Source organism: Luteibacter sp. RCC_6_2 (assembly GCF_041360655.1).
In the GTDB taxonomy this organism is placed as follows: domain Bacteria; phylum Pseudomonadota; class Gammaproteobacteria; order Xanthomonadales; family Rhodanobacteraceae; genus Luteibacter.
On sequence record NZ_JBFUPQ010000007.1, the window covers coordinates 141497 to 163700 of the forward strand.

Annotated in this window: 23 protein-coding genes and 1 riboswitch; of the genes, 8 read left to right on the forward strand and 15 right to left on the reverse strand. The window is 66.9% G+C overall.

The annotated features are described in order from the left end of the window. The first annotated feature begins 54 nt into the window (after positions 1–54). Positions 55–1425 (forward strand): adenosylmethionine--8-amino-7-oxononanoate transaminase, encoded by a 1371-nt coding sequence (locus AB6730_RS09770; protein WP_371023423.1) that lies wholly within the window; start codon positions 55–57, stop codon positions 1423–1425. Here AB6730_RS09770 and AB6730_RS09775 read toward each other — a convergent pair. Next, the gene (locus AB6730_RS09775) at positions 1422–2048 is read right to left on the reverse strand and encodes a 2-hydroxychromene-2-carboxylate isomerase (protein WP_371023424.1); all 627 of its coding nucleotides are present in this window, start codon (positions 2046–2048) and stop codon (positions 1422–1424) included. The genes AB6730_RS09770 and AB6730_RS09775 overlap by 4 nt on opposite strands. 81 nt (positions 2049–2129) lie before the next feature. Here AB6730_RS09775 and AB6730_RS09780 point away from each other — a divergent pair, with 81 nt between their 5' ends. Continuing rightward, on the forward strand, positions 2130–2864 hold the full coding sequence (locus AB6730_RS09780; RefSeq protein ID WP_371023425.1) for a 16S rRNA (uracil(1498)-N(3))-methyltransferase: 735 nt from the start codon (positions 2130–2132) through the stop codon (positions 2862–2864). Positions 2865–3162: 298 nt separating this feature from the next. Here AB6730_RS09780 and AB6730_RS09785 read toward each other — a convergent pair whose 3' ends face one another. From AB6730_RS09785 to glyA, 12 genes are all read right to left on the reverse strand, one after another. After that, positions 3163–4137, reverse strand: coding sequence for a potassium channel beta subunit family protein (locus AB6730_RS09785; RefSeq protein WP_371023426.1), 975 nt, complete (start codon positions 4135–4137; stop codon positions 3163–3165). A 9-nt stretch (positions 4138–4146) separates the two neighbouring features. Further along, positions 4147–4647, reverse strand: a complete 501-nt coding sequence (locus AB6730_RS09790; RefSeq protein WP_371023427.1) for a phosphatidylglycerophosphatase A — start codon at positions 4645–4647, stop codon at positions 4147–4149. Beyond that, positions 4644–5597, reverse strand: a complete 954-nt coding sequence (thiL, locus tag AB6730_RS09795) for a thiamine-phosphate kinase (RefSeq protein WP_371023428.1) — start codon at positions 5595–5597, stop codon at positions 4644–4646. The genes AB6730_RS09790 and thiL overlap by 4 nt, the downstream gene beginning before the upstream one ends. Positions 5598–5667: 70 nt before the next feature. Then, positions 5668–6117 (reverse strand): transcription antitermination factor NusB, encoded by a 450-nt coding sequence (nusB, locus tag AB6730_RS09800; protein ID WP_371023429.1) that lies wholly within the window; start codon positions 6115–6117, stop codon positions 5668–5670. Continuing rightward, entirely contained in the window at positions 6114–6581 is a 468-nt protein-coding gene (gene ribE / locus AB6730_RS09805) for a 6,7-dimethyl-8-ribityllumazine synthase (protein WP_306849701.1), read from the reverse strand. The genes nusB and ribE overlap by 4 nt, the downstream gene beginning before the upstream one ends. A 44-nt stretch (positions 6582–6625) precedes the next feature. Further along, positions 6626–7558, reverse strand: coding sequence for a muramoyltetrapeptide carboxypeptidase (gene ldcA / locus AB6730_RS09810; RefSeq protein ID WP_371023430.1), 933 nt, complete (start codon positions 7556–7558; stop codon positions 6626–6628). Positions 7559–7627: 69 nt separating this feature from the next. Then, a complete protein-coding gene (gene ribBA / locus AB6730_RS09815; protein ID WP_371023431.1) occupies positions 7628–8719 on the reverse strand; it encodes a bifunctional 3,4-dihydroxy-2-butanone-4-phosphate synthase/GTP cyclohydrolase II in 1092 nt (363 codons plus the stop codon). A gap of 13 nt (positions 8720–8732) precedes the next feature. After that, on the reverse strand, positions 8733–9374 hold the full coding sequence (locus tag AB6730_RS09820; RefSeq protein ID WP_371023432.1) for a riboflavin synthase: 642 nt from the start codon (positions 9372–9374) through the stop codon (positions 8733–8735). 124 nt (positions 9375–9498) lie between these two features. Beyond that, positions 9499–9647, reverse strand: a riboswitch (FMN riboswitch). A 332-nt stretch (positions 9648–9979) separates the two neighbouring features. Beyond that, complete coding sequence (locus AB6730_RS09825) at positions 9980–10966, reverse strand: Gfo/Idh/MocA family protein (RefSeq protein ID WP_371023506.1); 987 nt, start codon at positions 10964–10966, stop codon at positions 9980–9982. Then, positions 10963–12051 (reverse strand): bifunctional diaminohydroxyphosphoribosylaminopyrimidine deaminase/5-amino-6-(5-phosphoribosylamino)uracil reductase RibD, encoded by a 1089-nt coding sequence (gene ribD, locus AB6730_RS09830; RefSeq protein WP_371023433.1) that lies wholly within the window; start codon positions 12049–12051, stop codon positions 10963–10965. The genes AB6730_RS09825 and ribD overlap by 4 nt, the downstream gene beginning before the upstream one ends. A 38-nt stretch (positions 12052–12089) precedes the next feature. Then, positions 12090–12605 carry a transcriptional regulator NrdR gene (gene nrdR, locus AB6730_RS09835; RefSeq protein WP_306849690.1) on the reverse strand — a complete coding sequence of 172 codons (516 nt, stop codon included), beginning with the start codon at positions 12603–12605 and terminating at the stop codon, positions 12090–12092. 3 nt (positions 12606–12608) lie between these two features. Further along, positions 12609–13865 (reverse strand): serine hydroxymethyltransferase, encoded by a 1257-nt coding sequence (glyA, locus tag AB6730_RS09840; RefSeq protein WP_371023434.1) that lies wholly within the window; start codon positions 13863–13865, stop codon positions 12609–12611. A 231-nt stretch (positions 13866–14096) separates the two neighbouring features. Between glyA and AB6730_RS09845 the strand changes: the two genes are divergently transcribed. From AB6730_RS09845 to AB6730_RS09860, 4 genes are all read left to right on the forward strand, one after another. Next, positions 14097–15176 (forward strand): hypothetical protein, encoded by a 1080-nt coding sequence (locus AB6730_RS09845; RefSeq protein WP_371023435.1) that lies wholly within the window; start codon positions 14097–14099, stop codon positions 15174–15176. A 116-nt stretch (positions 15177–15292) separates the two neighbouring features. After that, complete coding sequence (ettA, locus tag AB6730_RS09850; protein ID WP_306849679.1) at positions 15293–16951, forward strand: energy-dependent translational throttle protein EttA; 1659 nt, start codon at positions 15293–15295, stop codon at positions 16949–16951. 157 nt (positions 16952–17108) lie between these two features. Then, positions 17109–17921 carry an orotidine-5'-phosphate decarboxylase gene (pyrF, locus tag AB6730_RS09855; protein WP_371023436.1) on the forward strand — a complete coding sequence of 271 codons (813 nt, stop codon included), beginning with the start codon at positions 17109–17111 and terminating at the stop codon, positions 17919–17921. A gap of 122 nt (positions 17922–18043) precedes the next feature. Continuing rightward, complete coding sequence (locus tag AB6730_RS09860; RefSeq protein WP_029213475.1) at positions 18044–18427, forward strand: hypothetical protein; 384 nt, start codon at positions 18044–18046, stop codon at positions 18425–18427. Between the two features lie 12 nt (positions 18428–18439). Here AB6730_RS09860 and def read toward each other — a convergent pair whose 3' ends face one another. Beyond that, positions 18440–18976: a peptide deformylase gene (gene def, locus AB6730_RS09865; protein WP_371023437.1), complete on the reverse strand. Its 537-nt coding sequence runs from the start codon at positions 18974–18976 to the stop codon at positions 18440–18442. A 195-nt stretch (positions 18977–19171) separates the two neighbouring features. On the opposite strand from def, the gene AB6730_RS09870 reads away from it, so the two are divergent. Both AB6730_RS09870 and AB6730_RS09875 read left to right on the forward strand, forming a co-directional pair. Then, on the forward strand, positions 19172–21247 hold the full coding sequence (locus AB6730_RS09870; RefSeq protein WP_371023438.1) for a carbon starvation CstA family protein: 2076 nt from the start codon (positions 19172–19174) through the stop codon (positions 21245–21247). Positions 21248–21257: 10 nt separating this feature from the next. After that, positions 21258–21464, forward strand: a complete 207-nt coding sequence (locus AB6730_RS09875) for a YbdD/YjiX family protein (protein WP_306849668.1) — start codon at positions 21258–21260, stop codon at positions 21462–21464. An 8-nt stretch (positions 21465–21472) separates the two neighbouring features. Here the strand turns inward: AB6730_RS09875 and AB6730_RS09880 are convergent, their stop codons facing one another. Further along, entirely contained in the window at positions 21473–22180 is a 708-nt protein-coding gene (locus tag AB6730_RS09880) for a FadR/GntR family transcriptional regulator (protein ID WP_371023439.1), read from the reverse strand. Between the last annotated feature and the right edge of the window lie 24 nt (positions 22181–22204).

Here is a 22204-nt window from a genome sequence, read left to right on the forward strand (position 1 = left end):
CATCACCTCACCTCTCGACTTGAGGACCGGGGGGCACGGGGCGATGATGGGCGGATGACCGACGCCCTTTTCGCTTCCCCGGCCGCCGACGCGCTCGTCGCCCGCGACCTTTCCGTCCTCTGGCACCCGTGCACCCAGATGCACGACCACGAAACCCTGCCCATGGTACCCGTGGTGCGCGGCGAAGGGGCATGGCTGGTCGGCGCGGACGGCAAGCGCTACCTCGACGCCGTCAGTTCCTGGTGGACGAACCTCTTCGGCCACGCGGAGCCACGTATCGCCGGGGCGTTGAAAGACCAGCTCGACCGCCTGGAGCACGTCATCTTCGCCGGCTTCACCCATGAGCCCGCGGTGGAACTGGCCGAGGAACTGGTGCGGATCACGCCGGCGGGGCTGGAGCGCGTCTTCCTCGCCGACAACGGCTCCGCCGCCATCGAGGTGGCGCTGAAGATGAGCTTCCACTACTGGCTCAATCGAGGCCACGGCGAGAAGACCCGTTTCATCGCCCTCACCGGCAGCTATCACGGCGAGACCCTGGGCGCGCTTTCCGTCAGCGACGTGGCGCTTTATCGCAAGACCTACGCCCCCCTGCTGCTGACGCCCGAACTCGCGCCCTCGCCGGACACCTACGAAGGCGAACCCGGCGAAACGGCGAAAGAGATCGCCACGCGCCGCCTGGGCGAGATGCGCCGCTTGCTCGAACGCCACGCGCACGAAACCTGCGCCGTCATCGTGGAACCGCTGGTGCAATGCGCCGGCGGCATGCGCATGTACGACGCGTCGTACCTCAAGGGCCTGCGCGCGCTGTGCGATGAGTTCGACGTGCACTTCATCGCCGACGAGATCGCCGTCGGCTTCGGCCGGACGGGAACCCTGTTCGCCTGCGAACAGGCCGGTGTCTCGCCGGACTTCATGTGCCTGTCGAAAGGACTTACGGGAGGCTTCCTTCCGCTTTCCGCCGTGCTCACCACCAACGAGGTCTACCAGGCCTTCTATGCCGAGTACGCCGCCGGCAAGGCTTTCCTGCACTCGCACAGCTACACCGGCAACCCGCTCGCCTGCCGCGCGGCCACCGCCACCCTCGCGATATTCCGCGACGATCCCGTGCTCGAACGCAATCGCGTCCTGGCCGCGCACATGGCCTCGCGCATCGCGCCGCTGGCCGACCATCCGCACGTGGCGGACGTGCGCCAGACCGGCATGATCGCCGCGATCGAACTGGTCGCCGACAAGGCCACGCGCAGGCCTTTCGCCGCCGCCGAGCGCCGAGGTCTTCGCGTATATCGCCACGGCCTCGAGCACGGCGCGCTGCTGCGGCCGCTGGGCAACGTGGTGTACTTCATGCCGCCTTACGTGGTCAGCGAGGCGGAGATCGACTTCATGGTCGACACCGCGATCGCGGGCATCGCGAAAGCGGTGGCCTAGACGCGCGACAAACCCACCGGTAAGTGGCCGAGGCGGTCCATCTCGCCATCCGCGAACAGGTCCGGATGGGCGAGGTAGTCCATCGCGAAGGCATGGGCGTCCGCGCCCCAGAACAGTTCGTCGCCGATGGCGAGCGTGGGCACGCCAAACACCTGTTGACGCATCGCCTCTTCGAAATTGGCCTGCAGCCGGGCTTTCACTTCGGACGCGGCCAGTGCGGCGCGCACGTCGGCTATTCCGAGCGACGCCGCCAGCGGTTCGAGTGCCTCGGCCGTATCGGCCGGGCGTCCGTGCGCCCATATCCATTCGAAGATGGCGCCTACCGCCTCCACGCTGGTCCCCGCCGCGATGCACAGGCGCAAGGCCGGGAGCGGATTGAACGGATGCGTGGGCGGGAAGCGCAGCGGGACGCCGGCTTGCCGCGCACGCCATTGCGCATAGCGGTAGGTGAATTCGCGCTTGCGCGGAATCTCCGCCGGGCCACGCTGGCCCATTTCCTTGAGCAGCGCACCGAACAGGATCGGCCGCAGGGACACCTCGCGCCGTTCCGCGAGTTCGCGGATCGACTGCCATTGCAGCCAGGAGAACATCGAGACGAAATCGAAGTACCAAGCGATCGGCATGGGCGGCTCCTGGAGAACCCCATGGACGATAGCGGGCCGTGTGGCTGGCTACAATGCACATTCCGTGACACGAGACACAACATGCGCACCATACGCATCCACGTCGACCTTGCCCTGGCCGCCGGCCAGGAGATCACCCTCCCCGCCCAGGCGGGAGAGCACGTGGCCCGCGTGTTGCGACTGGACGTGGGCGCGCCCGTGGTGCTGTTCTCCGGCGACGATGGCATGGAATACGACGCCACCCTCGTCGGCGTGGGCAAGCGCGAGGTCGTCGCCTCGGTCGGCGCAGGCCGCGTGGTCGCCAACGAGTCCCCCCTCGCGCTCACGCTCGCCCAGGGCGTCGCCCGTGGCGAGAAGATGGACCTCATCGTGCAGAAGGCGACCGAGCTCGGCATCGCCCGCATCGTGCCCATCCTCACCGAACGATCGGAGGTGAAGCTCGATCCGGCGCGCGCGGAAAAACGCCTCGTCCATTGGCGCGCGGTGGCCGCCAGCGCATGCGAACAATCGGGCCGCGCCCGCGTTCCCACGATCGTTCCGGCACTGCCCTTGTCGGCGTGGCTGGCATCGCTCGGTGGCGATGCGACTCCACGGCTCGCGTTGCTTCCGGAAGGAAGCAAGCGTCCCGGCGAACTCGACCTGCGCGATGCAGCCATCCTCGCGATCGGGCCGGAAGGCGGCTTCGGCGAGCGTGATCGCGCGGCCCTTACGGCGGCGGGCTTCCTTGGTTTGAAACTCGGCCCACGCATCCTCCGCACGGAGACCGCCGGACTCGCCGCGATCGCCGCCCTGCAAGCCCTCTACGGCGACATCTGAGAGAGCCGCGGCCGAAGCCGGCCACTGGTGGGTACGGGGCACTGGTGGGAGCCGACTTGTCGGCGATGGGTGCTTGCCTCGGACCGGCCCGCTGCCGCGGGATCGCCGCTGAAGCGGCTCCCACAGGACTGTAATTCGCCCGGGACTGCCAATGAGGCTGTTGGAGGTTTTTTGTGGGAGCCGACCTTGTCGGCGATGGGTGCTTGCCTCGACCTGGCCCGCTGCCGCGGGATCGCCGACAAGGTCGGCTCCCACCAGGCGTCGTATCGCCGACAGGGTCGGCTCCCACCAGGTTGGCTCAGGCGGGGGGCAGGACGGCTTCGATGCGGCGCATGACGCTGTCGTCGAGCAACGGTAGCGCATCGAGGGCCTTGAGGTTTTCTTCCAGCTGCGCGGTCTTGCTCGCGCCCAGGATCACCGTCGAGACGTGCGGGTTCTTCAGGCACCAGGCCAGCGCGAAACGTGCAAGCGGAAGACCCAGGTCGGCCGCGATCGGCGCGAGTGCGCGCACGGTCTTCAGGCGCGCGCCATCGTCTTCCAGCAAGGCCTCGCGCAACCAGGCGTAATCGGGATGGCCCAGTCGTGAATCGTCCGGCACGCCATCGTTGTACTTGCCCGTGAGCAGGCCCGAGGCCAGCGGCGACCAGACCGTGGTGCCCATGCCGTAACGCTCGTACAGCGGGGCGTATTCCCGCTCGAACCGCTCGCGGTGCAACAGGTTGTACTGAGGCTGCTCCATCGATGGCGCGATGAGGTTCCGCTCGCGCGCCACGCGATGCGCTTCCTCGATCGCGGCCGCCGGCCACTCGCTGGTACCCCAATACATCACCTTGCCCTGGCGAATCAGGGTATCCATCGCCAGGACGGTCTCTTCCACCGGCGTATCGGGATCGGCGCGGTGGCAGAAATACATGTCGAGGTAATCGACGCGCAGGCGCTCGAGGGCCTGGTGACAGGCGTCGAACACATGCTTGCGCGAAAGGCCGCGCTGGGTCGGTTTCGGTTGCTCGCTCGCACCGAAGTAGACCTTGCTCGACACGGTGTACGCATCGCGCGGCAGGCGCAGGTCGGCGATGACGTCGCCCATCAGGCGTTCGGCTTCGCCGGCGTTGTACGTTTCCGCGTTGTCGAAGAAATTGACGCCATGGTCATAGGCGAGCGCGATGAGTTCGCGCGCCTGCGAGCGGCCCACCTGCCGACCGAAGGTGACCCAGGCACCGTAGGAAAGTGCGGAGACCTGGAGGCCGGTCGAGCCGAGGCGGCGGTATTCCATGGCGAATTCCTAGTGGGCGAAATGGAGGATCGCGAACAAGACGATGGCGGCGACGATACCCGCGATCACGTCATCCAGCATGACGCCGAGCCCCCCTTTCACACGCCGGTCGAACCAGGCGATCGGCCACGGCTTCCACACGTCGAAGACGCGGAACAGGACGAAACCCGCCGCCACCGCCCACCACGGCGCGAACAGCGCAGGCAGCAAGGCGATCCACTGGCCGACGAATTCGTCCCAGACCAGGCTGCGATGATCGGCCACGCCGAGGAGGCGGCCGGCGGCATCGCAAGCCCATACGCCGATGCCGAAGGCCACCGCGATGACGGCGATCCAGGCGGATAACGGCAGATCGCGCAGAAGCAACCAGGGAAGGATCGCCGCCAGCGAACCGAACGTCCCCTGCGCCTTCGGTGTCAGGCCGGAGCCGAAACCGCAGGCGATCCAACCTGCCGGCGAAGCGAGCAGGCGGCGTCGATCGGCGGGATCGAGGACATACTTCGTGCTCATGCGGCGAAATGGTTCCAGCCGGTGCGCGATGGCTCGTGCACGCCGCCGCGCTCGTCGAGCACGCGCACGCCGCTGCCTTCCACGACGCGGCCGATGCGCGTGGCACCACAGCCGAGGCGCGCCATCGTGCTCGACAGTTCGCCCGCGCGGTCGGCCGGCACGGTGAAGCAGAGTTCGTAGTCGTCGCCACCGCCGAGCGCGAAATCCAGCGCGTCGGCTTCGGTGAAATGGGTGAGCAACGCCGACGAGCGTGGCAACAACGGAGCCTCGATGTCGATACCCACGCCGCTGGCCATGCAGATATGGCCCAGGTCGGCGACGAGTCCATCCGAGATGTCGACGCAGGCGGTGGCGATGCCGCGCAGCGCCTGCCCGGCCGAAACGCGCGGCGTCGGCCGATTGAGCCGGTCGACCAGGACGGCATAGGGCGAGGCGTCCGCCTCGGCGAGGCAGCGCAGGCCGGCGGCCGCATCGCCCAGCGTACCGGTGACCATGACCACGTCGCCCACGCGTGCGCCCGAACGAAGCAAGGCTTCGCCCGGCGTCGTGAAACCATGCACGGCGACCGTCACGGTCAGGGGGCCGCGCGTGGTGTCGCCGCCAATGAGAGCAAGCCGGTACGGCGTGGCCAGTTCGGCGAAACCGCTGGCCAGGCCATCGAAGAAGGCCTCGTCGCCGCCGGGCGTGGTGAGGGCCAGCAAGGCCCACGCTGGCGTGGCGCCCATGGCGGCGAGGTCGGAAAGATTCACCGCCAGCGCCTTCCAGCCGATGTCGGCCGCAGACGTGCCGGGCGGGAAATGCACCCCTTCGATGAGGGTATCGACGGCGATGGCCAGTTCGCGGCCGGTGGGCACCGCGACGACGGCGGCGTCGTCACCGATGCCTTCGATCACGTCGTCACGATGGACTTCCGTATGCCGGCGGATACGTTCGATCAGGTCGAATTCCATGCGTTTCCCTTCAGGAGCGAATCAGGGCGGACGGTGGGAAGCGCGCCAGCGCGCTTCCCACAGGGTGTCGCTAGGATCGCTTTTCGGCGGTACGCCAATGCGTCGCGAGTTTGTCCAGCACGCCGTTCACATAGCTGTGGCCGTGATCGGCGCCGAAACGCTTGGTGGCTTCCACCGCCTCGTTGATGACGACGCGATAGGGTACGTCCGGGCGGTACTTCAGTTCGTAGGCGCCCATGCGCAGCGCCGCGCGCTCGATCGGGTCGATCTGCGCGACCTCGCGGTCGACGAAGGGCTTGATGCCGTCATCGAGTTCCTTAACGTGCTGCTCCACGCCGCGCAGGATGTCCTCGAAGTATTCGAGGTCGGCCACTTCCATGTCCTGCTCGTGGCGGAACTGTTCGATGACGCTGGTCATCTTGCTGCCGCCCACCTGCCAGGCATAAAGCGCCTGCAGGGCGCGGCGGCGGGCGCGCGAACGCGCGGCCAGGTCGATGCCGTGCGGAGGATGGCTGCTCATTTCCCGAGCTTCGTATAGAGGTTGACCATCTCGATGGCGACCATCGCCGCGTCGGCGCCCTTGTTGCCCGCCTTGGTGCCGGCACGCTCGATGGCCTGCTCGATGCTGTCGGTGGTCAGCACGCCGAAGCACACGGGCACGCCCGAGGCGTAGGCGGCCTGGCCGAGGCCCTTGGCGGCTTCACCGGCGACGTAGTCGAAATGCGGCGTGGAGCCCCGGATCACCGCACCCAGGCCGAGCACGGCGGCGTAGTTGCCCGAGCCGGCGACCTTGTAGGCGGCCTGGGCGATTTCCCATGCGCCGGGTACGCGGATCAGGTCGATGGCGTCGTCTTTCACGCCGTGACGGACCAGCGTGTCACGCGCGCCCTGGACGAGCGGCTCCACGACGAATGCGTTGAAGCGGCCGGCCACGATGGCGAAACGGCCCTTGGGAGTGGCGAAATCGCCTTCGATGATCTTCATGCAGGTAATCCTGTGGCGAATCGGCCGCCGCGCGACCGGACATTTTACGGGGTTTTCGGCCTGGGGTGGCCGGTGAAATCGAGCGTGGCGCGGCCGGCGGCGACCGCGAGGCGGCCCGGCGCCCCGAACGGCAACGTGAGTTTGGCCGGCCCATGGCCGAACGGCAGCCCTCGGACGACAGGGATACCCGCCACCGCGGCGATACGTTCCAGCGCCACGTCGAGGTCGTAGCCGTTGTCGTACTCGGAAACGCGGTAGCTGGTGAAGTCGCCCACCAGCAAGGCCTTTTGCGCGCCCAGCACGCCGGCATGGAGCAAGTGGTAGAGCATGCGCTCCACCCGGTACGGAGGCTCGGCCACGTCCTCGACGAAGAGCAGGCCGCCCTCGATCGCCGGAAAGTAGGGCGAACCAGCCAGGCCGGCGAGCATGGCCAGGTTGCCACCCCATAACGTGCCGCTGGCGGCCATGTCCTCGGTCAGCGGAGCGACCCATTCAGCATGGACCTCGTCGCTGGCCAGCGTGTGCCAGAAATGGTCCCAGGTGAGGCCATCGAGTTCGCTCGCGCCGAAATCCGCCCCGAGCATGGGCCCGCCGAGGGTGACGACGCCGCTTTTCGCATACAGGGCGCACTGCAGGGCGGTGAAATCGCTGTGCCCGACCAGGGCGATGGGTGCGCCGCGCAGCCGCGCGCCGATGCCTTCGTAGTCAAGCATCGGCAACAGCGGATGGGCTCCGTAGCCACCACGGGTCGCCAGGCCGATGTCCGGCAGCGGAAGGGCGGGATCGGCGAACGCATCCAGGTCGGCCGCACGCTCGGCATCGGTGCCGGCGAAACGCAGGTCGCGCCGCGCCAGGACCCCCTTGCCCGTGACCCGGTGGCCGGCCGCCTCGAGGCGGGCGATGCCGCGCCGCATGGCATCGGGATTGTGCGGATAGCCGGAAGGGGCGATCAGGCGGATGTCATAGCTGGGCGGCATGCGGGGCGTCGTCGAGGAAAGGACTAGCAATAAGCGGTGGGGCGTCGTTTCGCAACCCGAGGCCTCGCATCAGCCCGCCTGCTCCACCACTTCCAGGCCGAAACCCGTGATACCGACGAACTTGCGCGGCGTACCCATCACGCGCAGGCGGGTGACCCCGAGTTCGGCGAGGATCTGTGCGCCCAGGCCCAACTGGCGCCATTCCTGGTCGTCCTTCGGTGACGGCATCGGTGCGTGGTCGCGCTTGAGCCGTGCCAGCAAGGCGTCGGGCGTATCCTCGCCGGAAAGCACCAGCAGGACACCGCGCCGCTCCGCGTCGATGCGGCGCAGCGCGTCGGTCACGGTCTGGCCGAGATCGTCGCGCTTCAGGTGCAGCACGTCGGACAGCGTGTTTCGCACGTGCACCCGCGTCAGTACCGGCTCGCCGTCGGCCACGTCGCCGCGGACCAGGGCGAAATGCAATCCATGGCGGATCTGGTCGCGGAAGGCGACCAGGCGGAAGGCGCCGAACTCCGTCTCCACGTCTTCCTCATGGACACGCTCGACCGTCTTCTCCGTCTCCAGGCGATAGCGGATCAGGTCGGCGATGGTGCCGATCTTCAACCCGTGCTTCGCGGCGAACACCTCGAGTTCGGGGCGGCGGGCCATCGAGCCGTCGTCGTGCAGGATCTCGATCAGGACCGAGGAAGGTTCGAGACCGGCCAGCGCCGCCAGGTCGCAACCGGCTTCGGTGTGTCCGGCACGGGTCAGCACGCCGCCCGGCTGCGCGGTCAGCGGAAAGATGTGCCCGGGCATGGTGATGTCGGCGGGCTTCGCCTCCTTCGCCACGGCCACCTGGATGGTATGCGCACGATCGTGCGCCGAGATGCCGGTGGTGACACCTTCGGCCGCCTCGATCGAGACGGTGAAGTTGGTGTGGTACGGCGAACTGTTGTCGCTGACCATCGGCTTGAGGCCGAGCTGGCGCGTGCGCTGCTCGGTAAGGGTGAGGCAGAGCAGGCCACGGGCCTCGCGGACCATGAAGTTGACGTCTTCCGGCCGCACCTTCTCGGCGGCCATCACGATGTCGCCTTCGTTCTCGCGGTCCTCGTCGTCGAGGATCACGACCATGCGGCCATTGCGCAGGTCTTCGAGGATCTCGGGGATGGTGTTGAATGACATGTCGCGGGTTCCCTCAGGCGAAGCCATGCTGCTTCAGGAAGGCCTCGTCGAGGCGCGGGCTGTCGCCGCTGGAAAGCAGGCGTTCGACATACCGGGCGACCACGTCCACCTCGATGTTCACGGCGTCGCCGGGACGGCGTGCCGAGAAAGCCGTATGTGCCACCGTATGGGGGATAAGGTTGACCCCGAACCGGTTGCCGGCGACTTCGTTCACCGTGAGGCTCGTGCCGTCGATGCACACCGAGCCCTTGTGGGCGATGTAGCGCGCCAGATCGGCGGGAACCTCGAACGTCCAGCGCTGCGATCGTCCGTCGGGCAGCACCGACACCACCTTGCCCGTGCCGTCGACATGGCCGGAGACGAGGTGGCCACCGAGACGGTCGGCAAGGCGGAGCGCTTTCTCCAGGTTCACCGGGTCGCCGGCCTTGTGCTTGCCGAGCGTGGTGTGGGAAAGGGTTTCATTGGAGACATCGGCGGCGAAGCTGGCCGCGTCGAAATCGATCACGGTGAGGCAGACGCCGGAGACGGCGATGCTGTCGCCGAGGGCGACGTCGGCCATGTCGAGTCCGGAGGTATCGACCGTGAGGCGGACGTCACCGCCACGCGGCTCCAGCCGTGCGATGCGGCCGACGGCCTGGATGATGCCGGTGAACATGTCAGTGGCCTCCCTGGAAGGAGGCGACGGTGCGTAGCTGGGTTTTCATGAAACGTTTCCCGCGGTGGTGAGCGAAAAACGCCCCAAGGCGCATGGCGATGTGCGCTCGGCGAGGAGCGCACGACGCCGTCTTCTTTCATCCGGACTGTGACCGTCGGCTCCGGCATCTGACCGGATCTGCTGACCTCCCGGTGGACCGGGAGCGCTCGCGGGCTCGTTTCCTCGCGGAAACCCACCGCCGGTGGGGAGTTTCGCCCCGCCCTGAAGACGCTATGGAAGCCGGTGTCCCAGGGGACCCCAGCCGACGAAGAATAACATGGGGCTGCACGGCCCAATGACAACCGAAGGGCTCGAAGCCCCTTGGAACGCCTGCCCATGGAACCCGACCTGGTGGGAAGCCGCTTCAGCGGCGATGGGTGCTCGCCTCGACCTGGCCCGCTGCCGCGGGATCGCCGGCAAAGCCGGCTCCCACAGGCCTGTTCCTACCGGTCTGCTCCTACCCGGCCTACCCGATGCTGTTGTGGGAGCCGCTTCAGCGGCGATGGGTGCTTGCCTCGACCTGGCCCGCTGCCGCGGGATCGCCGGCAAAGCCGGCTCCCACCAGGCTAGCCTCGCAGCACCTGGTCCATCACCCAGCTGGTGCGCGCACCGGTGCGTGCCGTCGACGGACACGTGCCTCGCCCTGTCAGCTCCGCCACGATGCTCTCGATCAGCGGTTGCTGGATATGTTCGGGATTGGCGATGCGGATGTCCTCGACACGCCCGTCGGATTCGAGCCGGATCGGATCGTCGCCAAAGGTGGCGAAGACCAGCCGGCCGCGGTCGCCGACGATCTCCACGCGATCCTCGCGCCGGTCGGCGCCGAAGTTCCACAGGCCGGTGCCGAGCACGCCGCTCTCGAAACGGAACGCCATCGCCACGGTGTCCTCGGCCGGATAGACGTCCATCTGGTTGGACGTCATGCCACGCGCGTCGACGATGGGCCCGAGCAGGAAATCGAGGATATCCAGCGTATGACACCCGATATCGACGAAGATGCCACCGCCGGAGATCTCCGGACGCAACCGCCACGGCAGGTTGGCCCGATCGCGATAGCGTGGGTCCAGCGGCTGGTGGAGCAGGACCTGGACGATGCGTGGCGTACCGATGGCACCCTCGCCAAGCAGGCGGGCGATGGTGCGGAAGCGCGGAAGCATGCGACGGTAGTACGCGACGAACACCGGCACGCCCACCGCTTCGCCCGCCGCGATGATGTCCTCGCACTCGGCGTGATCGACAGCCATCGGCTTCTCGACGTACACCGGCTTGCCGGCCGCGATCGCCATCAAGGCGTACTCGCGGTGGCTGGAAGGTGGCGTGGCGACATAGACCGCGTCGACCTCCGCATCCGCGATCAAGGCGCGCGCATCGTCGTACCAGCGCGGCACGCCGTGCCGTTCCGCGTAATCGCGCGCCTTGCCGGCATCGCGACGCATGACGGCCACCAGCGACGAATCCGGTACTTTCGAGAAGGCGGGGCCGCTTTTCACCTCGGCGACGGCGCCGCAACCGACGATGCCCCAGCGAACGTGCGTCAGCGGCGGCACGGCTATCGGTCCACCTCGGTGGACCGCCGCTGGACGGTGGGGCGCAGCCGGAGACGGGTGTCGTCACCGACCTGGCGACGGTCGATGGCGTCGAGCTTCCAGCGTGATGCCATGTCGTCCAGCGGAGGCAGGGTCAGCATCGGCCGTGCCGTATGGCCGAGCAGGACGGGCGCGATATAGACCAGCAGTTCGTCGGCGAGACCGGCCGCGAGCAATGCACCACACAACACCGGTCCGGCTTCCACGTGCACCTCGTTGGCATCGCGCTGGGCGAGCCAATGGAGCGCGGCGCGCAGGTCGAGGCCGCCGCCATCCTCGCGGATGACGGCCCGCTGGACACCGGCGAGGTGCGCGGGCACGAAGGCATTTTCCGCGTGGAACAGCACCGTCGGTGCCGCGTCGTCTAGGACATGGGCGCCCGCCGGCGTGCGCAGCCGCGTATCGAGGATCGCACGCAGTGGCGGCACGAAACGTTCGTCGCCGGGCAGGCGCACGGTGAGGTGGGGGTCATCGGCGAGCACCGTTCCGCTGGCGGAAAGGATCGCCGAGGCGCGGGCACGCCAGCGCTGGACGTCGGCTCGCGCGGCATCGCCCGTGATCCACTTCGACGAACCATCGGCGAGCGCGGTGCGACCGTCGAGACTCATCGCCAGTTTGACGCGTACCCAGGGTCGCCCGCGCTGGATGCGGCTGAAGAAGCCGATGTTGATCTCGTGCGCGGCGTCGCGCATGAGGCCCACCTGCACGCCGATGCCGGCGGCGCGAAGCTTCTCGATGCCCGCGCCCGCGACCTTGTCGAAGGGGTCTTCGTGCGCGATCACCACACGTCCGACGCCCGCGGCGATCAAGGCATCGGCGCATGGTGGCGTACGGCCAAAATGCGCACAGGGTTCCAGGGTGACGTAAGCGGTGGCGCCCCGGGCGGCTTCACCCGCTTCGCGCAACGCCAAGACTTCCGCGTGCGGCTCACCAGCCCGTTGATGCCATCCGGTACCGAGCACCGACTCGCCGCGCGCGATGACGCAGCCGACCCGGGGATTGGGCTGGGTGGTGTGCAATCCGCGCTCGGCCAGACGCAGGGCATGGGCCATGTGGACATGGTCCATGGCCGGGAAGAACGGCCGCGACATCAGGGCTTGCGCCCTCGCCGCGCCGCGTCGAGCAGCGGCAGTTGCAGGCCTTCGAGCGATGGCAGATCACGTTCCAGCTTCTCGATCTCCTCGCGGAAGGCGTGGACGTCTTCGAAACGCCGGTAGACCGAGGCGAAACGCACGTAGGCCACCTGGTCGAGCTTCTTCAACTCGCGCATCACCAGTTCACCGACCTGGCGCGAGGGGACTTCGCGTTCGCCCATGCGGCGCAGGTCGTTGATCACCGCGCGCATCGCGGTATCGACCGCGTCGCTGGCGACCGGGCGCTTCTGCAAGGCGCGCTCGAAGCTGACCCGCAGCTTGTGTTCGTCGAAAGGCTCGCGCCGGTCGCCCGACTTCACGATGGCCGGCAATTTCAGCTCGGCCGTCTCGAAGGTATTGAAGCGCTCACCGCACTGCGGGCATTCGCGACGGCGGCGCACCGTGCTCCCGTCTTCGGTGAGACGGGAGTCGATGACGCGCGTGTCTTCATGCTGGCAGAACGGACAGTGCATCGATCAGCCGTACACCGGGAACCGGGCGCACTGCGCGGTGACCTTGTCGCGCACCGAGGCGATGACGGCGGCGTCGGCCGGCGCATCGAGCACGTCGCAGATCCACTGGGTCAGCTCGATGGCGTCGGCTTCCTTGTAACCGCGGGTGGTGATCGCGGGCGTGCCCACGCGCAGCCCCGAGGTGACGAAGGGCGAACGCGGATCGTTCGGCACCGCGTTCTTGTTCACCGTGATGTGCGCCTTGCCGAGCGCGGCTTCTGCGTCCTTGCCGGTGACGTCGCGGCCGATCAGGTCGATCAGCATGAGGTGGTTTTCCGTGCCACCGGAAACGATCTTGTAGCCGCGGTCCATGAAGGTCTTCGCCATCGCCTTGGCGTTCTTGACCACCTGCGCCTGGTATTCCGTGAAGGCGGGTTCCAGCGCTTCCTTGAAGGCCACGGCCTTGGCCGCGATGACGTGCATCAGCGGTCCGCCCTGGATGCCCGGGAAGACGATGGATTGCAGCTTCTTTTCCAGTTCCTCGCCAAGGCCCTTGGCGATGATGATGCCGCCGCGCGGGCCGCGCAGGGTCTTGTGCGTGGTGGACGTGACCACGTGCGCATGGTCGATCGGGTTCGGATAGGCACCCGTGGCCACGAGGCCGGCGACGTGCGCCATGTCCACGAACAGGTAGGCACCGACCTTGTCGGCGATGGCGCGGAAGCGCGCCCAGTCGAGCACCTGCGAATACGCGGAGAATCCGGCGACGATCATCTTCGGCTTGTGCTCGACGGCGAGGTTCTCGATCTCGTCGTAGTTCACCAGGCCCGTGTCCGGATCGATGCCGTACTGCACGGCGTTGAAGATCTTGCCCGAGAGGTTGACCTTGGCGCCGTGGGTGAGATGGCCGCCGTGGGCGAGGCTCATGCCCAGGATGGTGTCGCCCGGCTGCAGCAGCGCGAAGTACACCGCCTGGTTGGCCTGCGAACCGGAGTGCGGCTGGACATTCGCGTAGTCGGCGCCGAACAGCTTCTTCAGGCGGTCGATGGCCAGCTTCTCGGCGATGTCGACGTATTCGCAGCCACCGTAGTAACGCTTGCCGGGATATCCCTCGGCGTACTTGTTGGTCAGCGAGGAGCCCTGGGCTTCCATCACGCGCGGACTGGCGTAGTTCTCCGAGGCGATCAACTCGACGTGATCTTCCTGGCGACGGGTCTCGTCGGCGATGGCCTTGGCGAGTTCGTCGTCGTAGCCGGCGATCGTTGCATCCTTCGGGAACATCTCGACCTCATGGGAACGGGTGGGGAAAGAAGACCGAAAGTGTAGCGGTAGCGGGCGTTTGCGGCCACTGCCCGGGCCATGCGCGGGCGCATGCCGGCAAATGGCGTAGGCCTTGGTCGCGCCGGTCTTTTTCTGCGTAGCGGGTCACAGTCCCGGGAATTACGCTTGTCCGACGCGCCATCCCCCGACACGGGCGCGTCTCCTGAACCATCCAAGCCAAAGGAATGCCTCATGAAAATCATGGATCGTGGCCGGCTGCGCCGGTCTTGCCTCGCCCTGGCTTTCGCCAGTGCCTCCACACTCGCGGCCTCAAGTAACCCACTAGGCCCGGACACGGTGGCGCGCTTCGACGCGGTGCTGGCCGGCGGGCTGCCGGCAACCATCGCGACCGGACAGCCCCCGGCCCTGGGTTCGTCCCCCGGGACAACGTCCCCGGCGGGAGAACTCACCATACGGACGCGCCTGGCCAGCCGCGCGACGTTTTCCGACGGAGCCGCGGCGGAACTGTACGACGTACGTTTTCGCGGTGACGACGCCGTGGCTGTCCGCCGTGGAGACAGCTTGCGCATCTCGTCGATCGATGGCCAGGTAATGCACACCACCGCATTCACTAGCGGGCACGAGCTCCCCATCGAGGTCCATACGCCGCTCGCCGGCCTGCCGGCATCCGAATCCGATGCGCTCGACGAGGAACCGCCTCGCGATCCGGACGAACTTTCCGCCGACCCCGTCGCGGACGAAGGGGAATCGCGGGACCTCCATGTTCTCGCCTTCGTCCACGACGACGTGGTGCTCGACGATGACGCCGTCTTCGAACGATTCTTCGCGTGGTGGGTCAAGCGCATGGAATTCGACGTACTGGAAGACCGCAAGGTCCATGTCCACCTGCGCAGGACGATTCCGGGCCTTACCGATCCCTCGTACGGCTACAAGGGGGCCTTGTTCCATTGGGCCCGCGCCGTCCGGGAATACACCGATCCCCACCTGCCCACCTCGGCAGGCATCCGGTCCATTCGCAGCATCCTGCTCGTGAAAGGAAGGGAGGTGGAGCCGCGGGCGGCCGGTATCGCGGATCACCAGCCCGGCTCGCTCGCGATGGCGAGTATCGCGGGAAGCATCGTCGTGCCCGCGCACGAGATCGGCCATACGATGGGCGCGTCGCACGACCACGCGGAACGCCGCTTTACCGGACCCTTCTCCACGTGCGACACGATCATGTATCGGGTGGACCCCACGGTCCCATGCAAGGCCTACAGCCTGCCGAACGTGCGGCTCATCCGCGACACGATGCGCTACAAGCGAGGTTACTGAAGGGCTCGGCGCACGGACCCGTCCGGCACGGGGCATGGGCCGGCCGGACGCGGTACAATTGGGGTTTGCCCACCCGGCATCCAGCCGGGGGCGCGGCTGTGCCTTACGGAGCGTCCATGCAATACATCTACACCATGAACGGGGTGAGCAAGATCGTCCCCCCGAAGCGCCAGATCATCAAGGACATCTCACTGTCGTTCTTCCCCGGCGCCAAGATCGGCCTGCTGGGCATCAACGGCGCGGGCAAGTCCACGGTCCTGCGGATCATGGCCGGCGTCGATACCGACTTCCAGGGTGAGGCGCGCGCCAATCCAGGCACCAAGATCGGCTATCTCGCCCAGGAACCGGATCTCGATCCGAACAAGACCGTTCGCGAAGCGGTCGAGGAAGGCGTCTCCGAAGTCCTCGACGCGCAGAAGCGCCTCGAGGAGGTCTACGCGGCCTACGCCGAGGAAGGCGCCGATTTCGACAAGCTGGCCAAGGAGCAGGAGGCCCTGGAAGGCATCCTGGCCGCCAACGACGCCCATGCCCTCGAGCGCCAGCTCGAAGTCGCGGCCGACGCGCTGCGCCTGCCGCCGTGGGACGCGAAGATCGGCCCCCTGTCCGGCGGTGAGAAGCGCCGCGTGGCGCTCTGCCGCCTGCTGCTGTCCAAGCCGGACATGCTCCTGCTCGACGAGCCGACCAACCATCTGGACGCCGAATCGGTCGATTGGCTGGAAACCTTCCTGCACGACTACCCCGGCACCGTGGTGGCCGTCACCCATGACCGCTACTTCCTCGACAACGCCGCCGAATGGATCCTCGAACTCGATCGCGGCCGCGGCATTCCCTGGAAGGGCAACTACACCGAGTGGCTGGAGCAGAAAGACCAGCGTCTCGCGCAGGAAGCCAACCAGGAAAAGTCGCGCCAGAAGGCGATCAAGAAGGAACTGGAGTGGGTGCGCTCGGCGGCGAAGGGCCGCCAGTCGAAGGGCAAGGCCCGTCTCAACCGCTTCGAGGAGCTGAACTCGGTCGAGTACCAGCGCCGCAACGAAACCAACGAGATCTTCATTCCGCCGGGCGAGCGCCTGGGCCAGGAAGTGATCGAGTTCAAGAACGTCACGAAGTCGTTCGGTGACCGCGTGCTGATCGAGGACCTCTCGTTCAAGATCCCGCCGGGCGCCATCGTCGGCGTGATCGGCCCGAACGGCGCCGGCAAGTCGACCATGATGAAGATGATCATGGGCAAGGAAACGCCGGACAGCGGCGAGGTGAAGCTGGGCCACACGGTCAAGCTCGCCTACGTCGACCAGTCGCGCGACGCCCTCGATCCGAAGAACAACGTGTGGCAGGAGGTCTCGGGCGGTTCGGACATCCTCACCATCGGCAACTTCGAGATCCAGTCGCGTGCCTATATCGGCCGCTTCAACTTCAAGGGCACCGACCAGCAGAAGATCGTCGGCCAGTTGTCCGGCGGTGAGCGTGGCCGCCTGCACATGGCCAAGACCCTGCTCCAGGGCGGCAACGTGCTGCTGCTCGACGAACCGTCCAACGATCTCGACGTCGAGACGCTGCGCGCGCTGGAAGACGCCCTGCTCGAATTCCCCGGTTGCGCGGTGGTCATCTCGCATGACCGCTGGTTCCTCGACCGCATCGCCACGCACATCATCTCGTTCGAAGGCGATTCGCACGTCGAGTTCTTCCCGGGCAACTACAACGAGTACGAGGCCGACAAGAAGCGCCGCATGGGCGACGATGCCGGTCCGAAGCGCGTGAAGTACAAGAAGCTGGTCTGACGCGAGGCCGATCGCGGCCGAGGCCGCTTCCCACCAGCAGTAGCAGCGCTACCCACCTTCGGGTGGGAAGCGGCCTCGGCCGCGATAAGCCCAGGGTGGGAAGCGGCCTCGGCCGCGACCCCGCTCGACCCGGTCCAACCCACAGGCGGTGCCGCTCATGAACTTCTCCAACGCCCTGAAAGACGCCTGGCGTCGCAACGATTCCCTCGTCTGCGTCGGCCTCGATCCCGAGCCGGGCCGCCTGCCCGCCGGGCTCTCGGGCAACGAAGGCATCTTCACCTTCTGCCGCGACATCGTCGACGCCACCGCCGGCCTGGTCTGCGCCTATAAACCGCAGATCGCCCACTTCGCCGCGCAACGCGCGGAAGGCGTCCTGGAGCGGCTGATCGCCCACATCCACGACAAGCATCCGGGCATCCCGGTGATCCTCGACGCCAAGCGCGGCGACATCGGCTCGACGGCCAAACACTACGCGGCGGAGGCCTTCGAACGCTACGACGCCGACGCGGTCACGCTGAACCCTTATCTCGGCCACGACTCCATCGCCCCGTTCCTGGAGCGCGCCGACAAGGGCGTGATCCTGCTGTGCCGCACGTCCAATCCGGGCGGCAAGGATTTCCAGGCACTCGACTGTGGTGGCGAGCCGCTCTACATCCGCGTGGCCGAGACCATCGCCCGCGACTGGAACGGAAACGGCAACTGCGCGCTGGTCACCGGGGCGACCTGGCCGGAAGAGTTGGGCCGCGTCCGCCGGGTAGTCGGCGACATGCCGCTGCTGGTGCCGGGCATCGGTGCCCAGGGCGGCGACGTGAAAGCGGTGATGGTTAACGGCAAGACAGCCGACGGAACAGGCCTGATGATTTCCTCCTCGCGCGCCATCCTCTACGCTAGCGCCGGTCCCGACTTTGCCGACCTAGCACATCGAGCGGCCGATGAAATGAGAAAATCGGTCAACTTGTTCCGTATTTGAGTAGCAAAACCAAAAGCAGTCGCAAATTGTACGATTCAGCAACTGCAAAAGGCTTACGCTGCCGCTCCGCGCTATCGAACAATACCGGGCTAGAAGCGCCACAGCGTTCCACCGGAGTTGTCATGCCACCTATCAACCGAGGTTTTTCCCAACGCCTGCATGTCGCGCTGGACATGGCCGGCGTGAAGAAAGGCCGCGGCCGCATCACCCAGCTCGCCGACCTTTTCGACGTCAGCCGGGAAACGGCTCGCAAATGGCTCAGCGACCTGGGCTTGCCGGAACTGGAGCGCCAGATCGACATGGCGACGCGGTTCGGCGTCAATTTCGAATGGCTGGCCACCGGCCGCGGTTCTCCGAACGGCGCCACCGGCGTGCGCGAAAGTCCCGCCCTTTACCGTGCGGATTCTCGCGAACAATTGCGACTGGTGGGTCTCGTCAGCCGCCTGCCGAAAGAGCGCCGCAAGGCCTTGCTGGTCATCATCGAAGCACTCGCGGACGCCGAGTAACTCCGGAAAATCTCAGTCGTCCCCTATATCCATGCCGGGGAACAGCACCTCGGTGTAGCCGAACTTCGTGAAGTCGGTGATGCGCGACGGATACAGGCGGCCGATCAGGTGATCGCACTCGTGCTGCACCACGCGGGCGTGGAATCCTTCGGCGGTACGGTCGATCGGCGCTCCGTTCGGGTCGACGCCCTGGTAGCGGATCAACGAATAGCGGTTCACGGCGCCGCGCAGTCCCGGCACCGACAGGCAACCCTCCCAGGCCTCTTCCATGTCCTGCGAAAGAGGCGTGATCACCGGGTTGAGCAGGATGGTCTGCGGCACCGGCGGCGCATCGGGGTAGCGCTCACTGCTGTCGAAACCGAAGATCACCAGTTGCAGGTCGACGCCGATCTGCGGCGCGGCCAGGCCGACGCCACCCGCGTCGTGCATGGTGTCGAACATGTCCTGGATGAGGGCCTCGAGTTCGGCCGAGCCGATCATCCCGGGAGGAACGGGAGGCGCGATGCGCAGCAGGCGCTCGTCACCCATCTTGAGGATCTCGCGAATCACGGGTTTTTCCCTGGGGAGTGGGGATACCCGCAGCATGGCGCCGGAACGCGCCCGGCTCAAGCCTTTTGGGTCCACGCGGCACGCACCGGGCCTCCTTGACCATTCGACCAATGGCTAATACGCCAAACGCCCCGTGGAGATTGACCCCCAAGGCGGGCAGGACGACCCTTGTCGCATCCGCAAGGGGAGCACGACATGCAAAGCGCCATTCCCAAACCCAGTCCCGCGGGCAAGATCCTGTGGACCGCCATCGCCATCGTCGGCGCCTGGTGCCTCGGTGTCGTCGCCCTCCGGCGCGGCGAGCCCATCAATGCCATCTGGCTGGTCACCGCGTCGGTGGCCGTATTCCTCATCGGCTACCGCTTCTACAGCCGGCTGATCGCCACCCGGCTGCTCCAGCTCGACCCCTCGCGCGCCACGCCAGCGGTCCTGCGCAACGACGGCCTCGACTACGTGCCGACCGACAAGTGGGTGGTGTTCGGGCACCATTTCGCCGCCATCGCCGGCGCGGGTCCCCTGGTCGGCCCCGTGCTCGCCGCGCAGATGGGCTATCTGCCTGGCACGTTGTGGATCCTGGTAGGCGTGGTCTTCGCCGGCGCCGTGCAGGATTTCATGATCCTCGGCCTCTCGCTGCGGCGCGACGGTCGTTCGCTCGGCCACATGCTGCGTGAAGAGCTGGGCGAAGTCCCGGGCGTCATCGCCATGGTCGGCGTGCTGGTACTGATGATGATCGTGCTGGCGGTGCTGGCGCTGGTCGTGGTCAAGGCGCTGACACACAGCCCCTGGGGCACCTTCACCGTCGCCGCGACGATCCCCATCGCGCTGCTGATGGGCCTGTACCTACGCTACATCAGGCCGGGGCGCATCCTCGAGGTCTCGATCATCGGCCTCGTCCTGCTGCTCGCCTCGATCTGGTACGGCAAGACCGTCGCCGACACGCCGGCCCTGTCCGTGCTGTTCGACTTCGACGCGAAAGGCCTGGCCTGGCTGTTGATCGGCTACGGCTTCTTCGCCTCGGTGCTGCCGGTATGGTTGCTGCTCGCGCCGCGCGACTACCTGTCCACCTTCCTCAAGATCGGCACGATCGTGCTGCTCGCCCTGGCCATCTTCCTCGCGGCGCCGACGCTGCAGATGCCCGCGGTCACGAAGTTCATCGACGGCACGGGCCCGGTGTTCTCGGGCAACCTCTTCCCGTTCCTGTTCATCACCATCGCCTGCGGCGCGGTATCGGGCTGGCATTCCATCATCGCCTCGGGCACCACACCGAAGCTACTGGCCAACGAGGGGGAGGCACGCATCGTCGGCTACGGCGGCATGCTGATGGAAGCCTTCGTCGCCATCATGGCGCTCATCGCGGCGGCCTCGCTGCATCCGGGCGTCTACTTCGCCATGAACTCCCCCGGCGCCCTGGTCGGCACCACAGCCGAGCAGGCCGCGCAGACGATCAGCACCTGGGGCTTCCTGGTCACGCCGGCCGAACTCACCGAGACGGCGAAGAACATCGGTGAAAGCACCATCCTCGGCCGTGCGGGCGGCGCACCGACGCTCGCGGTGGGCATGGCGCAGCTGCTCCACGGGATCATGCCCGGCGAGGGCATGATGGCCCTGTGGTACCACTACGCCATCCTCTTCGAAGCCTTGTTCATCCTCACCACCGTCGACGCCGGCACACGCGTGGGCCGCTTCATGATCCAGGAGCTGGCCGGCATGGCATGGGCGCCCCTGAAGCAGACCGAATCCTGGCTCGGCAACGTCGTCGCCACGGTGATCTGCGTGGGCCTGTGGGGATATTTCCTTTACCAGGGCGCGGTCGATCCTCTGGGTGGCATCAACACGCTGTGGCCCCTGTTCGGCATCGCCAACCAGATGCTGGCGGCGATCGCGCTGATGCTCGCGACCGTGGTCACGGTGAAACTCAAGCGCGAGCGTTTCGTGCTGATACCCGCCGTGCCGGCCGCATGGCTGGTGATCTGCACGCTGACCGCCGGTTGGCAGAAGATCTTCGACGCCAAGATCAGCTTCACCGCGGCGGCGCAGAAGTACGCCGATGCGATGGCCAGCGGGAAGCTGCTCGCACCGGCCAAGACGATGGACGAAATGCAGCGGATCGTCACCAACAACCGCGTGGACATGGCACTCACCGCCTTGTTCATGCTGCTGGTGTTGACCATGCTGTTCTTCTCGCTTCGCGCCATCGCCCGCGCCTGGCGCGCCAACCATCCGACCGCGCACGAGGAACCCTACGTCGCGCTGTCCAGCGTGGCTCCCTGAGGACGACACCATGAACCTCGATGCACGAACGGCACCTCGCTCGCTGTGGAAGTGGGCGGTCCAGACCGCCCGCCTCTGCTGCGGCGTGCCCGACTACGACGTGTACGTGAAACACCTGCGTGAGCATCACCCGGAGCGCGCCGTGCCCAGCTACGGCGAGTTCTTCCGGGAACGCCAGGAAGCGAGGTATCGCGGCACGGGCGGGCGCTGCTGCTGAGGCCCCCGCTACCCGCGACGGCCCTTGCGCATGTTCGCCCGCGAGTCCGCGATCATCGAGTGCATGGCCGCCGCGGCCTCGTTCGGACGGCGGCGGCGGATGGCTTCGTACACCGCCCGGTGCTGCGGCAACGAGTATTTGAAGTTCTTCGCGTTACGCGCGGACATCACGAAGAAGGTGGCCAGGGCGGTCTCGATCACGGCGAACAACGAGCTCAACAACTCGTTGTTCGTCGCCGCGAGCACCGCTTCGTGGAAACGCAGGTCGGCCTCGGCCCAGGCATCCAGGTCTTCCGCCTCTTCCATGGCTTCGAGGGCCTCGGCGATCGTCTCCAATTGATCCGGGTCGCGCCGCCGCGCCGCCGCCATCACCGCCGCCGGTTCGATGATTTCGCGCATTTCCACCAGTTTCTCGACGAAATCATCGGTCGGCATCGTGGCGCAACGCCAGGCGAGCACGTCGGCATCGAGGTGGTTCCAGTGACGCGGGTCGCGCACGCGCATGCCCGTCTTCTGGCGCGTCTCGATCAACCCCTTGGACGCCAGCACCTTCAGTGCCTCGCGTAGCACCGTACGGCTGACCTCCATCTGCCCGGCCAGCTGCGATTCGCCAGGCAAGGCATCCCCGGGTTGCAACACGCCGCCCACGATCGAGCCGCCGATATCCTCGATCACCTGCGCGTGCAGGTTCCGCGCGCTTGCCGCCTTCAGTGCCATGGCCCCTTCCCGGTGTGCTGACCG